Below are 16,814 nucleotides of genomic sequence, written 5' to 3'. Positions count from 1 at the left end.
GAGCGACGCCCCCTCTATCTCGGCCGCAGCGCGGCGGTCACAAGGGGGCTTTCTCACGGCTAAGTCCAGGGCTCCAGTTGCAAGTCGGTCTCCAGCGGAACGTTCTTGCCCGACGCGACCTCGGTGTTCACGACCGGTTTGCCGTTGCGATCGAACACGCGAACCTTGAGCTGCGATTTCGTCCTGTCGATCTCGAGGCGCGCGAAATTGTCGTCCTGGGTAAAGCCCCATGACTTGTAATGCATGCGCGTCTTGCCGTCCTTGAGCGGAAACGCGTCCCATTGCTCGGGCAATCGGGAATTGTGCACGTACCCATTCGGGTCTCCATCGGCGAACGGAAATGGCCAATAGAACGCCGATGACGTGACCGCGAATGCCCTGAGAGGCAGGGCTCTCTTCCTCTGACCCTGATCCCGCTCGAAGGAGATTTCGGCGACATTTGAGCAGTGAATGTCGCCGGAGAGGAAGACGACATTCTGGATGGCTTCGTCGACGATGTGGTCGAGCAGTTCCTTACGCGTCTGCGGGAATGCCGGCCAGCTATCACTGTCGTCGCGATTGTTTCCGTTGACGTCGAACAGCAGGGTATCGAGACCTTTCTTCGTCCGGTCGTCGATCCGTTCGTCCATCGCATTCGGAACGAACACGCTGGATGAGACGATGAACTTCGGGACGTTGTTGCGATCCTTCTGCATCTGCGAAAGCCAGTCTTTCAGCCTGCGCATTTGTCCGGGATGATGCTCGTCGATGGTGGGATAGCCGAGCATGTAATTGTCGCGCAGTCCGTTATCCAACGCGCGGTCGTTGTTGTTCTTGTAACGCTGCGTGCGGGTGTCGAGAACGAAGAACGGGTAGCCGCCGCAATCGAACGTATAGTACAGCAGACGCCCCCAGGTGCGCGGACTGTGGCTCCATTGGTAGTTCATGTAGGCGGTGACCGCGTAGTTGAACACCATGTGCTTGCCGGGATCGCCTTTCAGCCGGTCCTGGGTCCAGTTGTCCTCGATCTCGTGGTCGTCGAGGATCATGTAGGTGCTCGATCGCTGCAGCAGATTGCGCAGGTTCTGCGCCGAATAGGCCGTCGTATAGCGCTCCTGAAATTCGTCGTACCGCTCGGCCCGCAGGATCGGAACGAAGCGATTGAGCATGTCGGCATAGATCTGATCGCCGCACATCATGGTGAAGGAAGCCGCCGGGCCGATCGGGCTGTCCTTGAAGTGCTGGGACATCGGCCCGAAGATCTGGTCGGCCTCCTTGATCTTCCAAAGCAGCCCCGGATAGCGGCACGATCCGAGCAGGAATGCGAGAGTGTCGGCGATCTGCCCCGCAGGCGGGAAGGTGCGGAACGTCGCTTCGCATTTCGATGGATCGAGCCCCAACAGATCGTTCTTGATGATGTTGATGTCAGGCAAGATCGCGATGAGTTGCAGATCCGACGTCCGGGACGTGTTCGGCGTGGGATCGTCGACCGTGAGGACGCCGACCCGAACGGTGTATGCCGTATTCGGCATGAGCGGCTTTGCCGGCACGTTCTTGTTCAGGTTTACCGCGACTGCGACTTCTTCCACGCTGTCGAGGTCGATCGAGTCATAGTAGCCGAGCTGGACGTCAGAGCCGAGGACGAAGGTCCCCGTGCGGTCAAATTCGCGGTTGAGCCGGAAGTACCAAGCGAAATTGATCTTGCCGTCTTCCACGATCCCGATCACGCCAATGGTGCGGCGATTTTCGTCGAGCTGCGCCCTGTCATCCGCGGGGTCCGCAGCGCGGACCCAAATCCTGGCTGTCGTATCAGTGGTGTGACCGACAATCGGTCCAAGTCCCGGCTCGCGCAAACTGACCATGAAAATCTCCCCGTGTTGAAAACGGTCAGTAAAGTTCAGAACGGATGATAATGCAACCGGAAGGTGTTTGCGACGGTGAGGCCGGATGCCGCGATGGCGCTCGCATCCTGCACGCGGCTGATTTTCGCCGCGGGCGCGGAATTCTTGATCGGACCCGACGAATGGGTCACCATCCGCCCGCCCACCGAACAGCAATCAAGAGGGGCACGGGAAGAGACATGACAAAGGCCTCGACCATCGACCTCGTCGAACGGGCCCGCGCCATTGCGCCGCTGATCGCGCGCGAGGCGGACGAGATCGAGCGGACGCGGCGGCTGACGCCGGCGGTCGTCGCCGCGCTGATCGAGAACGGGCTCTATCGCGCCCTCCTCCCGCAAAGTCTCGGCGGCACCGAGGCCCCGATCGAGATCTTCATGCAGATGCTGGAGGAGATCGCGAAGGCTGACGCCTCGACCGCCTGGTGTCTCGGCCAGTGCAGCGTCTGCGCGATGATCGCGGCCTGGCTCGACCGCGACACCGCGCAGGAGATCTTCAATACACCGCCCGGCATCCTGGCCTGGGGCGCGATCGCGCATGAGGCGCGCAGCGTCGGGGGCGGCTATCGCGTCACGGCGCGGTGGGATTTCGCCTCGGGCTCGCGGCAGGCGAGCTGGCTCGGGGCCCATGTGCGCATCGTCGGGGCCGACGGCAGCCCGCGGAAAAATGCCGACGGCTCGGCGGAGGTGCGCACCATCCTGTTCCCCGCCACGAGCGCGGTGTTGCACGACGTGTGGCAGGCGATCGGCCTTGCCGGCACCGGCACGGATTCCTACGAGGTGGCCGACCTCTTCATCCCCGAGCGCTTCACGGCGTTTCGCGACGTGGCCTCGGCGCTTCGCGAGACGGGCCCGCTCTACAAAATCGGCACCGGCTCTGCCTTCAGCCTCGGCTTTGCCGCGGTCTCGCTCGGCGTCGCACGCGCCACGCTGAATGCCGCCATCGCGCTGGCGCGCGCAAAGCACCCCTCATTGGCAGGCAGCGCCATGCGCGACAATCAGGCCGTCCAGGGGCTGATCGGCCGCACCGAAGGCGATTTGCGCGCGGCCCGCGCCTATCTGTACGCCACCGCGCATGCGATGTGGCACGACCTCTGCCTCACGGGCGAATTCAGCGCGGCCCATCGCAGCGCGGTCCGCTTGGCGGCGACCTGGACCATCCATCAATCGGGACGCGTGGTCGACGCCGCCTATCACATGGCGGGCGCGACCGCGGTGTTCCGAAAGCATCCGTTCGAGCGACGGTTTCGCGACATGCACGCCATCGCGCAGCAGATCCAGGCGCGGGACAGCCATTATGAAGACGTGGGCAAGGCGATCCTGGCGGAGGGCTCCGGCGCCAAGAACTGAATTCGCCTACGCCTTGCGAGCACCGAGCAGCCGGCCGCGCCAGCCCATGACGATAACCAGGGCAATCATCAGCACGAGGGCCACAGCGGCGGCGGAGTCGACGATGTGGTCGCTTCCGTTGCAAACGTCCTGGTAGAGGCACGCCCGCGACAGGACGCCGGCGCGGACCAGGACCGCGAGCACACCGAGATAGAGGAAGACACCGAGCGCCAGATACACCATTGTCACGAGCGCACGCCGCAGGCGCGAGGGCATGGTTGGATCGTCCTCGCGCCGCTCCGTGATGAACTGGCCGGGCTTCGCCTTGGCGGGATCGCGGATCTGGACGGTCGAATGCGTCAGCAGATCGTGCACCGCCTGGTTGCGGCGCGTGGCAGCCAGGATCACGAACGAATACCAGCCCAGAATGCTCTTGACGGCAAAGCGCGCCAACGCCTTGGCGAAGCTCAGATTGCCGCCGTGGTCGTCGACGACGCGCAAATTGGTCCAGATATGCCCGAGCGTGCCGCCGGCGCGCCAGACCAGCACCGGCTCGTAGAGCAGCAGGATGACGACGACCGCGACGCCGAGACTGCGGCTGAGTCCATCGCTCGCGACATTGCTGGCAACCGCCAGGGCGCCGAACAGCAGGGCCGTCGCCAGCATCCAGTCCAGCAGAACGGCCTTGAACCGGCGCGAGAAGCGGGCATAGCGCGGGCCAGGCAGCGGCAGCGGAGGCGCATCAGAAATCATGGGGCCGCATCCGTTCGATCGATCCAATCATGAGACGCCGGCAGCGCGCGGCAGGTTCGATTGCCCCGCGGCAGCGCCTACGCCACCAGCGCAGCCTCGCCGCCGTCGATGCCGCGCTGGGCGACGAGCAGGCTGACGATCTCGATATTGGGCCGGGCCTTGCTGAACAGAAAGCCCTGGCCTTCGTCGCAGCCTTCGGCCCTGAGGCAGCTGAGCTCGGCTTCGGTCTCGACGCCTTCGGCGGTGATGGTGACCCCCAAGCCCTTGCCGAGGCTGACGATGGAGCGGATGATCGCCTGCGCCTCGCGGTTGGCGCCGAGATCGCGGACGAAGGACTGGTCGATCTTGATCTTGTCGAAGGGGAAGCTGCGCAAATAGCTGAGGCTGGAATAGCCGGTGCCGAAATCGTCCATCGAGATGCGCACACCCAGCGCGCGCAAGGCATGCAGCGTCGCCAGCACCTGCGCGCTCTTCTCCAGCAGCAGCGTCTCGGTGATCTCGAGCTCGAGCCGGCGCGGCGGCAGGCCGGAAGCTTTAAGCGCCTCCGTCACCATCGAGAGCAGATTGCCGCTGCGAAACTGCAGCGGCGACAAATTGACGGCGACGCGGACGTCGTCCGGCCAGGTCGCGGCATCGAGGCAGGCCCGGCGCAGCATCAGCCGGCCGAGCGGATTGATCAGGCCGGTGTCCTCGGCCACCGGAATGAACTCGGCCGGCGAGACCATGCCGCGCTCGGCGTGCGGCCAGCGCACCAGCGCTTCGAAGCCGGTAATGCGGCCGCTCTGGAGATCGATCAGCGGCTGGTAATACGGACGCAGCACGTCGTGCTGGATCGCATCGCGCAGCTCGACCTCGATCTTGCGGCGGCTCTGCGCCCTGGCGTCGAGCGCGGCCTCGAAGAACGCGAAGCTGCCGCGCGCATCCTGCTTGGCGCGCGACAACGCCATGTCGGCGCTCTTGAGCAGCTTCTCGGACTCATCGCCGTCGCCCGGCGCCATGGCGATGCCGATCGAGGCGCCGATCACCACGGAATGGCCGTCGAGCAGATAGGGATCGGCGATGGCCTCGAGCAGGCGCTTTGCCAGGCCCACCGCGTCCTCGGGCCGCGTCAAGCCGCTCTGCAGGATCGCGAATTCGTCGGAATTGAGCCGCGCCAGCGCGTCTTCCTCGCGCAGCGTCGAGCGCAGCCGCTTGGCGACGCCGCGCAGCAGCTTGTCGCCGACCGCGTGCCCCAGCGTGTCGTTGACCGCCTTGAAGTTGTCGAGCCCCAGCATCAGCAGCGCGACCTTCTCGGCGCTGCGCCGCGTGTGCAGCAGCATCTCGTCCATCTGCTGGCGCAGCAGGGTGCGGTTGGGCAGGCCGGTCAGGGCGTCATGCTGGGCCATGAAGGCGAGGCGCGCCTCGGCACGCTTGCGCTCGGTGATGTCCATCAGCGCAAGCAGCACCGCCGGCCGCTCGGCATAGGTCAGTTCGCGGAAATAGATCGCAAGGTCGATCAGCGCACCATCGGCCTTGACGTGCTTCCAGGTGCGGCCGGCCTGTTCCTCGCTCGAACGGTCGGCGATCCAGGGCGGCTCGCTGTCGAAGGCCTGCAGGGCGCGGATCGTCAGCCGCTCGAACTCGGCGCGGCTGTAACCGTAATGTGCGACCGCGGCATCGTTGACACCGAGGATGCGCTCATCGTCCAGCGCGCAGACGATCATGGGGACGGGATTGCCGTCGAACAGCAGGCGGAACGAGGCCTCGCGCTGCTTCAATTCGGTGATGTCGACGCGGAGGCCAACCACGCCGCCATCATCGGTCAGGCGCTCGTCGATCAGGATGACGCGGCCGTCCGACAGCTTCTGTTCGTGGCGCGCGCCGGGCTGATAGAGCCTTCGCAGGCGCTCGGCGATCCACTCGTCCTCGTGGCCCGCGGCCTCCGGGTAGTCGCCGCGGGCAACACCGATGCGCAGCGTGTCTTCGAGGCGCGCGCCCTCTTCGAACAGATCGGCGGTCTTGCTGTAGATCTCGGCGTATTTCTTGTTCCAGAGCACGTAGCGGCCTTCGGCATCGAGAAACACGATGCCCTGCGGCAGGATGTCGACGGCCTGGCGCAGGCGCTCATGGGATTTGCGCGCGTCCGCGATCGCGGCTTCCGCCTCGGCGCGACTGCGCAGGACTTCGTCGCGTCCGGAGAGGGCCCGCTGCGTGCGCGCGAAGCGCAGCTTGCGCGGCGATCGGCCGGTCCGGACACGCACGCCTCTGTTTCGTTTTGTTGCTTTTCGAGACTTCAAACCCAACTTCACTCGTCCCAATCGCGCCCCGCGGCGCAAGTCTTGAGGCAAGTGTCTGAAAGAAAAGTAATCTTGGGCGGCCGCGGTCCGCGCCCGGCGGAGCTTGCTGCCTGTTTGCGTGGCGCCGTTGCGGCGACAGGCGCCATCAGACTGGGTCCAGCGCCGCAATCGATGATCGACTTGCCGCAAAATTGCGCGCACGCTTGAATCCGTTCCGAAATCTCGCGCGATTGCATGCGACCCGCGGATTTATCTCACTCTGCGCACGAATTTTGGTCAATGCAGGATACGGTTATTGCCCCCTTAAGAAACGCCGTTCGAGACACGATTTGGCGAGCCGCGGTGAGCCGGTGGCCGGGCCCAGGCCTCATTCTTAACCCTGATGCAGCATTGGGCTATAAGGACATCTTCATGAGTCGCCGCTGCATTGTCCCCCTCCTGCTTGTCATGACGTTCCTGTCCGCCGGCGACGCGCCGGCCCAGGACAAGGGCAGCGTGAATCCGAAGCCGCTGCCGCCGCTCGCCAACCCGAACGACCCGGACCTCGCCGCGAAGGAACTATTCGCGCGAAAACTGCTGCCGTCGAAGGGACCGGCGCATGTCATCGGCTCCTACACCAAGGGCTGCATCGGCGGCGCGGATCAGATGCCGGTCAACGGCGATCATTGGCAGGTGATGCGGCTGTCGCGCAACCGCAGCTATGGCCATCCCGACATGATCGCGCTGATCAAGCGGCTCGCGGCCAAGGCGCACAAGGACGCGGGATGGCCGGGCATCCTGGTCGGCGACATCGCCCAGCCGCGCGGCGGCCCGGCGCTGTCGGGCCATGCCAGCCACCAGATCGGTCTCGATGCCGACATCTGGCTGACGCCGATGCCGGACCGCCGCCTCTCGCGCGAGGAGCGCGAGGACATGTCGGCGGTGATGATGGTGCGCCAGGACCGGCTCGACATCGACCCCCGCGTGTTCACGCCCGGCCATGTGCTGGTGCTGCGCGATGCGGCGCGGGAGCCGGCGGTGCAGCGCATCTTCGTCAACGCCGCGATCAAGAAGGCGCTGTGCCGCGAGGCCAAGGGCGACCGCGCCTGGCTCTCGAAGATCCGCCCCTGGTGGGGCCACGACTACCATTTTCACATCCGCATGCGCTGCCCGGCCGGTGCCGGCGAGTGCGAGGGCCAGCCGTCGCAGTCCGAGGACGAAGGCTGCAAGCCCGCCGATCTCGCCTATTGGTTCTCCGATGCGGTGCTGCACCCCAAGCCGCCGCCGGAGCCGCCAAAGCCAAAGCCGCCGATGACGCTGGCGCAGATGCCGGCGGCCTGTAAAGCGGTGCTGCATGCGGGCGATGCGAAGCCGTAAGGCTCGGTCAGCACGCCGCCCTTTGACCTCCGGCGTCAGCCTGCTATCTTCGCGCTTGCGATATCCCGGCCGGCCGTAAGCCGCCGCCGGGTCCCGTGGAGCAGCGCTTCCACCCGTCGCTAACGACCCCACCAACGCCAGTCCTGCGCGCATCCTGCGCGCGCGGATTCGCAGGGAGCGCTGCCCATGTTACGCATTTCAGGACTTTTCGCCGCCTTCGTGATCCTCGCGGGCGCAAGCCTTTCGCCGGCCGCCGCCGAGGACAAGACCATCACCGTGTTCGCCGCCGCCTCGATGAAGAACGCGCTCGACGAGGTCGACGCGGCCTACACCGCCAAGACCGGCATCGGGTTCTCGGTCAGCTATGCCGCGAGCTCCGTGCTGGCGAGGCAGATCGAGCAGGGCGCGCCGGCCGACGTGTTCGTCTCGGCCGACACCGACTGGATGGACTATGCGATCGCCAAGAAGACCATCTACGATGCGTCCAGGGTCAACCTGCTCGGCAACAGCATCGTGCTGATCGCGCCGAAGGATTCCAAGGTCGACAACGTCACCATCGCGCAAGGTTTTGACCTCGCCAAGCTCGCCGGCGACGGCAGGGTCGCGACCGGTGACGTCAAGTCGGTCCCCGTCGGCAAATACGCCAAGGCGGCGCTGGAGAAGCTTGGGGCCTGGCAGGCAGCGGAGCCGAAATTCGCCATGGCCGAGAGCGTGCGCGCCGCGCTGACGCTGGTCGCCCGCGGCGAGGCCGCGCTCGGCATCGTCTATTCCACCGACGCCAAGGTCGATCCTTCCGTCAAGATCGTCGGCACTTTCCCGGCGGACTCGCATCCGGCGATCATCTATCCGGTTGCGGCGACTACGACCGCCAAGGCCGGGACCAGCGACTATCTCGCCTTCCTGCGCTCCTCGGCCGCCAAGACCATCTTTGAAAAATACGGCTTCAAGTTCCTGGTCAGCCCGACAATCTGATATTGACGACTTGATGTTCGAGATCTCTCCCGCCGAATGGACGGCGATCCTGCTTTCGCTCAGGGTCGCGATCATCGCAACGCTGGTGGCGACGCCGTTCGGCATCGCGCTGGCGTGGCTGCTGGCGCGGCGCGATTTCTGGGGCAAGTCGGTGCTAGATGCCGTCGTACATCTTCCGCTGGTGCTGCCGCCGGTCGTCACCGGCTATCTGCTGCTCCTCAGCTTCGGCCGGCGCGGCCTCGTCGGAGGATTTCTCGCCGATTATCTCGGCATCGTCTTCTCGTTTCGCTGGACCGGCGCGGCGCTCGCTTGCGGGGTGATGGCGTTTCCGCTTTTGGTGCGGCCGATGCGGCTGTCGATCGAGGTGATCGACCGCCGGCTTGAGCAGGCCGCCGAGACGCTTGGCGCAGCACCGTGGAAAGTATTCTTCACGGTGACGCTGCCGCTGGCGCTGCCCGGCGTGCTCGCCGGCATGGTCCTGGGCTTTGCCAAGGCGATCGGCGAGTTCGGCGCGACCATCACCTTCGTCTCCAACATTCCCGGCGAGACCCAGACGATTTCGTCGGCGATCTACTCGCTGATCCAGACGCCGGATGGCGATGCCGCGGCCGGCCGGCTCGTGATCGTCTCGATCGTGCTGGCGCTGGGCGCGCTGATCGCTGCCGAATGGTTCGTCCGCCGCGCCACGCAGCGCCTGCACGGGAACTGACCATGCTGCGGGTCGACATCGAAAAGCAGCTCGGCGAGTTCTCGCTGTCCGCGTCCTTCGCCAGCGAGGGTCGCGTCATCGGCCTGTTCGGCGCGTCGGGCGCCGGCAAGACGTCGCTGGTCAACATGATCGCGGGCCTGTTGCGGCCCGACCGCGGCACCATCGTGATCGACGGCGAGACCGTCGACGACATTGCGGCCGGCATTCACGTGCCGACGTATCGCCGCCGCATCGGCTATGTGTTCCAGGACGCGCGGCTATTCCCGCATTTCAACGTCGCGCAGAACCTGGACTATGGACGGCGGATGAACAGCCTTGCGCCCGATCCGGCGCAACACAAGCGCGTCATCGATCTGCTCGATATCGGCGCCCTGCTCGACCGCCGCCCCGGAAAGCTATCCGGCGGCGAGCGTCAGCGCGTCGCGCTCGGACGCGCGCTGCTGTCACGGCCGCGCCTGTTGCTGCTCGACGAGCCGCTCGGCGCGCTCGACGAAGGCCGCAAGCTCGAGATCCTGCCCTATCTGGTGCGCTTACGCGACGAAGCCAATGTCCCCATGGTCTATGTCAGCCACGACGCCGCCGAGCTGCGCCAGCTCGCCACGCAGATCGTGATGCTGAAGCAGGGCCGCGTGACGAGTTTTGGTGGGGTGAAGGTGCTGGCGTGAGGTGGGGCGCGACTTGCTTTCGCCCCACCACCGCTGTCATGCGCCGGCTTGGGCGATGACAGCGAGATTGTGGCGGTGATCGTCGGGCGATAGTGAGCGCTAAACCCCAGCCACCGAGCCCCACACATCCGCGAGCTTCTTGCGCAGCGCCTGCGCGCGGGTCAGCGGCGGCGGGGTCTCGTCGTCTTCCGGCAGGCGGAGGCCGACGACGTTGACGCGGCCGCCGGAGATGCTGCGTGCGACCAGCACGATCTCGTCGAGGGCAAGCTCGGCGCCCTCCTTCGGCGCGCGGTCGAGATGGACGTCGAAATAATCTGCGAGCGTCAGCTTGCTCTCGTCCTCGCCGACCTTGACGCCGTAGACCTCGGCGAGCTCGGCGAGCGTGTGCTCGCCGGAGACCATGAAATCGCCGAGCAGATGCGGATCCGGCGCCGAGCTCGGCTGCATGTCGACGAAGAAGCGGTCGAGCGATTCGGCCTTTTCCGGCGGCGCCAGCAGATAGATGTAGTCGCCGGGCGCGATCGGATCGGCCTCCAGCGGCGTCAGGATGTTCTCGTTGCGGATCACCAGCGTCGGCTTGGACCAGGACGGGATCAGGCCGCGGCGAAAATAAAGGCTCTTGGGCCGCACCGGATAACCGACCAGCTGCTGCTCGAGCTGGCCGGGCAGATCCAGCTCGACACGGCGCGGGCCGCGCTCGGCGCGCGGCAGCGCCACATGCAGTTTTCGCGCGGCCGGTGCCAGGGTCCAGCCCTGCAGCAGCAGCGAGATGATGACGACGACGAAGGCGACATCGAAATAGAGATAGGCCTTGGACAGGCCGACCAGCATCGGGATCGACGCCAGGAAGATCGCGACCGCGCCGCGCAGGCCGGTCCAGGCGATGAAGATCTTCTCACGCCAGTTGAAGCGGAACGGCGCCAGGCACACGAAGACGGCGATCGGCCGTGCCACCAGCATCAGCACGAAGGCAACGCCGACCGCCGGCAGCACGCTGGTGCCGAGCCGGCTCGGCGAGACCAGGAGGCCGAGCAGCACGAACATCACGATCTGCGCCAGCCAGGTCGCGGCATCGAGGAAGGCCACCACCTGGTTATGCGCGCGCGTCGGCCGGTTGCCGATGATGATGCCGGCGAGATAGACCGCGAGGAAGCCGGAGGCGTGCATCATCTGCGAGCCGCCGAAGATCACCAGCGCGGCCGTGGTCACGAACGGCGCGTGCAGGCCCTGCGGCAGCGCCACCTTGTTGAGCGCCATGACGACGAGGCGCCCGCCGATAACGCCGACGATGGCGCCCAGCACCGATTCCTGCACGAACTCCATCAGCACGTGGCCGGGCGAGCTCGAGCCGATCGAGATGTACTCGACCAGCATCAAGGTGAGGAAGATCGCGAAGGGGTCGTTGGTGCCGGATTCCGCCTCCAGCGTCGCGCCGACGCGCGGGCGCAGGCGCAGGCCCTGGGTGTGCACCAAGAGGAACACGGCGGCCGCATCGGTCGAGGCCACCACGGCGCCGACCAGCAGCGATTCCGTCCAATTGAGGTCGAGCGCATATTTGGCGAACGGCGCCGTGATCAGCGCGGTCAGGAGCACGCCGGCGGTCGCGAGCACCACGGACGGCGCAAGCACGGTGCGGATGCTGGCAAAGCGTGTCCTGAGGCCGCCATCGAACAGGATCAGGGCCAGCGCCACCGAGCCGACCAGATAGGTGGTGCGGACGTCGTCGAACTGGAGCTGGCCGGGACCGGAATCGCCGGCGAGCATGCCGACCGCAAGGAAGACGAGCAGCAGGGGCGCACCGAAGCGGAGCGCAAGCAGGCTCGACAGGATGCCGGCCATGACGAGGACGGCGCCGAGCAATATGGCGAGGCTGACGGAGTCGAGAGAGGCCATCCACCTTCCGGGTCAAAGCAGCGGGAAAGGCATCCTTATCGTCGGCAGACTCGCGCGCCAACCCATTTTCGCCTCTCGCGGCAATCTGCCCGTATTATACGGCCTTAACCTCCATCACTTAGCGGTGTATCGATGACCCGGCCGCGTCCCTTGTGGGATTCTGCGGCTCCCTCGAATCAATTCCTCCCCGCTTGCCGACGAGACCGATGGACATGGACCTCAAGGACTTCATGGAGTTCGTGCAGACCACCGCGCGCAGCGTCGGGGCGGAAATCTCCTCGCCCTGGTTCTACCTGCAATTCGGCCTCATTCTGGCCGCGGCCGGCATCGCCTATGCGGCGGAGGCCGCCGTCCGCAACCGGGTCGACATGACCTCGCTGGCGATGCGTTGGCCGCTGCCGCTCCGGCACTTCGCCCGGGTGATGGTCTCCAGCGCCTCGACGGCGGTGTTCACGCTGTCGGTGATCGTCTCGCGCGTGGTGATGTACCATGCGACCTGGCCGAGCCGCTCCTACCTGCTGATGGTCGCCGCCAAGCTCGGGCTGGCCTGGCTCGCGATCCGGCTCGTGACCTCGGTGCTGCGTAATGCCTTCATCGTCAAGCTGGTGTCGATCACGGCGTGGTTCGTCGCCGCGCTGTCCATCCTCGGCCAGCTCGATGCGACCGTCGACCTGCTCGATGCCTACGCGATCGTGCTCGGCGGCCTCCGCCTGACCCCGCTGCTGGCGCTCAAGGCCGGTGCGCTCCTCCTCATCGCGCTCTGGGCGACCAACATCGCCAGCAATTTCGCCGAGAGCCGGATCAACGCGACCAGCGACCTGACGCCGTCGGTGCAGGTGCTGCTGGTCAAGATCATCCGCATCGGGCTTCTCGCCGTCGCCATCGTGATCGCGCTCGGCGCGGTCGGCATCGACCTGTCGGCGCTCGCGGTGTTCTCCGGCGCGGTCGGCGTCGGCATCGGTATCGGCCTGCAGAAGATCGTCGCCAATTTCATCTCGGGCATCATCCTGCTCGCCGACAAGTCGGTGAAGCCCGGCGACCTCGTCACCATCGGCGACAATACCGGCCGCATCAGCGCGATGAAGACGCGCTATATTTCCGTCGCCGCCGGCGACGGCCGCGAGTTCCTGGTGCCGAACGAGGATCTGGTGACGCAGAAGGTCGTCAACTGGACCTATACCGACAAGAACACGCTGGTGAAGATCGCCTTCGGCACCAATTACGACGCCGACCCGAAACTGGTCTGCAAGCTCGCGGCGGAGACCGCGGAAGCCCATCCGCGCGCGCAGAAGGGCAAGCCGCCGACCTGCATCCTGACCGAGTTCGCCGAAGCCGGGATGAAGTTCTCGCTGACCTTCTGGATCGCCGATCCTGACGGCATGGACAAGGTCAAGAGCGACGTGATGCTGGCGCTGTGGGACGCCTTCAAGCGGGAGGGCATCCGGGTTCCCTACCCCGTCCGCGAAATCCGCATCCGCGGCGGCGCGCTGCCGGTGGAAACCACCGTAGAAGTCCCGAATTAGGCCGCTTTCGGACACGAGGGCGGAAGGCTCGGCTTGCATGAATGCCGGCAATCATTAAATTAGGGCCTGAAATCAAGCCTTTCCGCCGACAATCGCGATCAGCCCGAAAAGACCGCACAAGCATGAGCTACGTCGAAGCCACCGATACCTCGCTGCGCAAGACCGGACAGATCAAGCTGCATGGGCCGGCCGCCTTCGCCGGCATGCGCAAGGCGGGCGCGCTGGTGGCGAAGTGCCTGGACGAGCTCACCGACATCGTCGGACCGGGCGTGCCGACCGAGCGCATCGACCAGTTCGTCCGCGACTTCGCCTTCAGCCATGGCGCCTATCCGGCGACGCTGATGTATCGCGGCTATCGCTATTCGACCTGCACCTCGCTCAACCACGTGGTCTGCCACGGCATGCCCGGCGACCGTCCGCTGAAGGAAGGCGACATCGTCAATATCGACGTCACCTTCATCGTCGACGGCTGGTACGGCGATTCCAGCCGCATGTATGCGATCGGCCCGATCGCCCGCAAGGCGGAGCGGCTGATCGAGGTGACGTATGAAGCGATGATGCGCGGCATCGCCGCAGTGAAGCCCGGCGCCACCACCGGCGACATCGGTCACGCCATCCAGAGCTTCGTCGAGCCGCAGGGCATGAGCGTGGTGCGCGATTTCTGCGGCCATGGGTTGGGCCGCATGTTCCACGACGAGCCGAACATCATCCATATTGGCCGCCCCGGCGAAGGCGTGCAGCTCAAGCCCGGCATGTTCTTCACCATCGAGCCGATGATCAATCTCGGCAAGCCGCATGTGAAGATCCTCTCCGACGGCTGGACCGCCGTCACCCGCGACCGCTCGCTCTCGGCACAGTTCGAGCACTCCGTCGGCGTCACCGCCACGGGTGTCGAGATTTTCACGCTGTCGGAACGGCACGGCGAGAAGCAGATCGGGTGAGCCGGTCGCGTCCTCTATCGACGGCGGCGGAATGACGACGGCGCCCTCTTGTAGGTAGCGGCAAACGCGTCGTTGAATCTGCGCACGCTGCCGAAGCCCGCCGCAAACGCAATCTCCGCCAAATTCATGTCGGTCTGATCGATCAGACGCTTGGCTTCCTGCACGCGCCGGGTTGCCGCGATCTCGCTCGGGCTCGCGCCGGCATGGCGCATGAACAGGCGCAGCAGATGACGCGGCCCGACGCCAAGCGCTTCCGCAAGCTCGGTCATCGATGCCCCGTCCAGAAAGCCGTCGTGGATCAAGCGCATGCCGCGCGCGACGGTGGTGGCCGTCCCCATCCAGGCGGGCGAACCCGGCGCCGATTCAGGGCGGCAACGCAGGCAGGGGCGAAAGCCGGCCCGCTCGGCCGCAGCCGCGGTCGCATAGAAGGTGACGTTCTCCGAGCGTGCCGGGCGAACCGGGCAGACCGGCCGGCAATAAATGCGCGTCGAGCGCACCCCGGAAAAGAACAGGCCGTCGAACCCGCGGGCGCGCGAAAGGCGTGCCCGATCGCAGGTCTCCCGGTCGAGATGCGGTGGCAACGTTTGCCGCTCGGCTGAAGTCTTCACCATTACCAAATCATAGTTTCGACGCAGCGCACCGAGTAGCCGAAATCGGACACCATCGGGCGATGAGGTCCGAATTCAGCCAGCCCGCGCCGCAGCCCTGGATCATGGTGCCGATCCCAGGAGCAGATCGCATGAGCACACAGGAACGACACACGACGTCGGGACAGATCAGTCTCCCAATCGAGGCCGGGCTGCTGCTGCTGCTCTCGCTGATCTGGGGCTCCTCATTCACGCTTATCAAGCTCGCTGTTGCCACGATCCCGCCGTTCACGATGGTCGCCGCTCGCGTGACCATCGCAGCGATTCTCCTGATCCTGATTGCGACCGCGCAGGGGCACTCCCTTCCTCGCCAGACATCAGTTTGGGCCGCCTTCGTCGTGCAGGGGCTGCTGCAGAGCGCGCTGCCGTTCACCCTGATCAGTTGGGGTGAGACGCATATCACGAGCGGGCTCGCCGGCGTGCTCAATGCAACGCCGCCGATGTTTGTGCTGGCGATCGCTGTCATGACCGGGCGCGGACGGCAGGCGATCTGCGGGCGCAAGATCGCCGGCGTCGTTCTCGGCCTTGCGGGCGTCGCCCTGACCATGGGGATCGATGCGCTGTCTGGGATCGGCACGGCGTCGCCATTGGCCCAGACGGCGGTGCTCGGCGCGAGCTTCAGTTACGCGCTCGCACCGATCTGGGGGCAGCGGTTTTCGGGTCTGCCCACGGTCGTCACCGCGGCAGGGGCGATGAGCTGCGCTGCGGTGCTGATGCTCCCGACCGCCGCGGCTCTCGAACAGCCCTGGAGGCTGGAACAGCCACCCGCGCAGGCGATTGCGGCGGTGATCGCGCTCGGGGTGGTCTGCACGGCCCTGGCGATGGTGATCTATTTCCGCCTGATACATACGCTCGGCACGCTCGCCACGACCAGCGGGAGCTATCTGCGCGCTGGATTCGCCGTAGCGTTAGGTACCGCCATTCTCGGCGAGCACTTGACCTGGGCCAGTCTTGCCGGAATGGCGCTCATTCTCGCCGGGGTAGTGGCGGTCACGGTGCCCGCGCTCGCACCGACCGCCGGGACGCCGGCCGGCGCGCCCCGCAATTGACGGTTGCAAAAGCGCTAGGCCCCGGCGATGCTGGTGGCCGATGCCCGCCAAGCCGGACCACGACAAGAGCAAGCCTGACGAGGTGCCGCACTATCACGGCCATCGCGAACGGCTGCGCGAGCGCTTCTACAATGCCGGCGCCGATGCGCTCAGCGACTACGAACTCTTGGAGATGGCGCTGTTTCCGGCGCTGCCGCGACGGGACACGAAACCTCTCGCAAAGACGCTGATCAAGATTTTCGGCTCGTTCGCCGAGGTCGTGCATGCGCCGGTGGCGCGGCTGCGCGAGGTCGACGGCATCGGCGAAGCCGCGATCAACCAGCTTAAGCTGATCGCGGCCGCCGCGAGCCGCGTGACCAGGGGCGAGGTCAACAGCCGCAACGCGCTGTCGTCCTGGAACGAGGTGATCGACTATTGCCGCTCCAGCATGGCGTTCGCCGACAAGGAGCAATTTCGCCTGCTCTTTCTCGACAAGCGCAACCAGCTCATCGCCGACGAGGTGCAGCAGACCGGCACGGTCGACCACACTCCGGTCTATCCGCGCGAGGTGATCAAGCGCGCGCTGGAATTATCGGCGACCGCGTTGATCCTGGTGCACAACCACCCCTCCGGCGATCCCTCGCCCTCGCAGGCCGACATCCAGATGACGAAGGCCATCATCGACATCGCAAAACCGCTCGGGATTGCGGTGCACGACCACATTATCGTGGGCAAAGGCGGACATGCGAGCCTGCGCGGGATGCGGTTGATTTAGGCCACGCCGCTGATACCCACGACCATGCTTGCGGCGCGCAGCGGCTCATTGCGGGAAAAGGATGCGATGTA

The 16,814-nt window shown here is 65.7% G+C and carries 15 protein-coding genes; 9 read left to right on the top strand and 6 right to left on the bottom strand.

All coding sequences use genetic code 11. From position 1 onward, the window contains the following. Positions 1-59: 59 nt before the first annotated feature. Both XH83_RS03630 and XH83_RS03625 read right to left on the bottom strand, forming a co-directional pair. Complete coding sequence (locus tag XH83_RS03630; protein ID WP_194405723.1) at positions 60-1,841, bottom strand: alkaline phosphatase D family protein; 1,782 nt, start codon at positions 1,839-1,841, stop codon at positions 60-62. 35 nt (positions 1,842-1,876) lie between these two features. Then, complete coding sequence (locus XH83_RS03625; protein WP_194405722.1) at positions 1,877-2,014, bottom strand: hypothetical protein; 138 nt, start codon at positions 2,012-2,014, stop codon at positions 1,877-1,879. A 45-nt stretch (positions 2,015-2,059) separates the two neighbouring features. Between XH83_RS03625 and XH83_RS03620 the strand changes: the two genes are divergently transcribed. Next, positions 2,060-3,226 (top strand): acyl-CoA dehydrogenase family protein, encoded by a 1,167-nt coding sequence (locus XH83_RS03620; RefSeq protein WP_194405721.1) that lies wholly within the window; start codon positions 2,060-2,062, stop codon positions 3,224-3,226. Between the two features lie 6 nt (positions 3,227-3,232). On the opposite strand, the gene XH83_RS03615 is transcribed toward XH83_RS03620, so the two are convergent. Together XH83_RS03615 and XH83_RS03610 are read right to left on the bottom strand one after the other, a co-directional pair. Then, complete coding sequence (locus XH83_RS03615; RefSeq protein ID WP_194405720.1) at positions 3,233-3,958, bottom strand: RDD family protein; 726 nt, start codon at positions 3,956-3,958, stop codon at positions 3,233-3,235. A gap of 77 nt (positions 3,959-4,035) precedes the next feature. Continuing rightward, entirely contained in the window at positions 4,036-6,198 is a 2,163-nt protein-coding gene (locus XH83_RS03610) for a bifunctional diguanylate cyclase/phosphodiesterase (protein WP_194405719.1), read from the bottom strand. A gap of 447 nt (positions 6,199-6,645) precedes the next feature. Between XH83_RS03610 and mepA the strand changes: the two genes are divergently transcribed. From mepA to modC, 4 genes are all read left to right on the top strand, one after another. Then, on the top strand, positions 6,646-7,590 hold the full coding sequence (gene mepA, locus XH83_RS03605) for a penicillin-insensitive murein endopeptidase (RefSeq protein ID WP_194405718.1): 945 nt from the start codon (positions 6,646-6,648) through the stop codon (positions 7,588-7,590). A 186-nt stretch (positions 7,591-7,776) separates the two neighbouring features. Next, the gene (gene modA / locus XH83_RS03600; protein ID WP_194405717.1) at positions 7,777-8,562 is read left to right on the top strand and encodes a molybdate ABC transporter substrate-binding protein; all 786 of its coding nucleotides are present in this window, start codon (positions 7,777-7,779) and stop codon (positions 8,560-8,562) included. A 13-nt stretch (positions 8,563-8,575) separates the two neighbouring features. After that, positions 8,576-9,271, top strand: a complete 696-nt coding sequence (modB, locus tag XH83_RS03595; protein ID WP_194405716.1) for a molybdate ABC transporter permease subunit — start codon at positions 8,576-8,578, stop codon at positions 9,269-9,271. A gap of 2 nt (positions 9,272-9,273) precedes the next feature. After that, the gene (modC, locus tag XH83_RS03590; protein ID WP_194405715.1) at positions 9,274-9,936 is read left to right on the top strand and encodes a molybdenum ABC transporter ATP-binding protein; all 663 of its coding nucleotides are present in this window, start codon (positions 9,274-9,276) and stop codon (positions 9,934-9,936) included. Positions 9,937-10,035: 99 nt separating this feature from the next. Here the strand turns inward: modC and XH83_RS03585 are convergent, their stop codons facing one another. Then, positions 10,036-11,829 (bottom strand): potassium/proton antiporter, encoded by a 1,794-nt coding sequence (locus tag XH83_RS03585; protein ID WP_194405714.1) that lies wholly within the window; start codon positions 11,827-11,829, stop codon positions 10,036-10,038. Positions 11,830-12,035: 206 nt separating this feature from the next. On the opposite strand from XH83_RS03585, the gene XH83_RS03580 reads away from it, so the two are divergent. Together XH83_RS03580 and map are read left to right on the top strand one after the other, a co-directional pair. Beyond that, positions 12,036-13,352 (top strand): mechanosensitive ion channel family protein, encoded by a 1,317-nt coding sequence (locus tag XH83_RS03580; RefSeq protein ID WP_194405713.1) that lies wholly within the window; start codon positions 12,036-12,038, stop codon positions 13,350-13,352. A gap of 122 nt (positions 13,353-13,474) precedes the next feature. Then, complete coding sequence (gene map / locus XH83_RS03575) at positions 13,475-14,293, top strand: type I methionyl aminopeptidase (RefSeq protein WP_128920286.1); 819 nt, start codon at positions 13,475-13,477, stop codon at positions 14,291-14,293. Positions 14,294-14,307: 14 nt separating this feature from the next. Here the strand turns inward: map and XH83_RS03570 are convergent, their stop codons facing one another. Further along, positions 14,308-14,904: a bifunctional transcriptional activator/DNA repair enzyme AdaA gene (locus XH83_RS03570; protein WP_194405712.1), complete on the bottom strand. Its 597-nt coding sequence runs from the start codon at positions 14,902-14,904 to the stop codon at positions 14,308-14,310. 128 nt (positions 14,905-15,032) lie between these two features. On the opposite strand from XH83_RS03570, the gene XH83_RS03565 reads away from it, so the two are divergent. After that, on the top strand, positions 15,033-15,989 hold the full coding sequence (locus XH83_RS03565) for a DMT family transporter (protein ID WP_194405711.1): 957 nt from the start codon (positions 15,033-15,035) through the stop codon (positions 15,987-15,989). Positions 15,990-16,029: 40 nt separating this feature from the next. Then, positions 16,030-16,743 (top strand): DNA repair protein RadC, encoded by a 714-nt coding sequence (gene radC, locus XH83_RS03560; RefSeq protein WP_194405710.1) that lies wholly within the window; start codon positions 16,030-16,032, stop codon positions 16,741-16,743. Positions 16,744-16,814 lie beyond the last annotated feature (71 nt).

This window comes from Bradyrhizobium sp. CCBAU 53351 (genome assembly GCF_015291745.1).
Taxonomy (GTDB): domain Bacteria; phylum Pseudomonadota; class Alphaproteobacteria; order Rhizobiales; family Xanthobacteraceae; genus Bradyrhizobium.
Note: the sequence above shows the minus strand (reverse complement) of the source record. Positions and strands in the feature narration are given on the sequence as shown.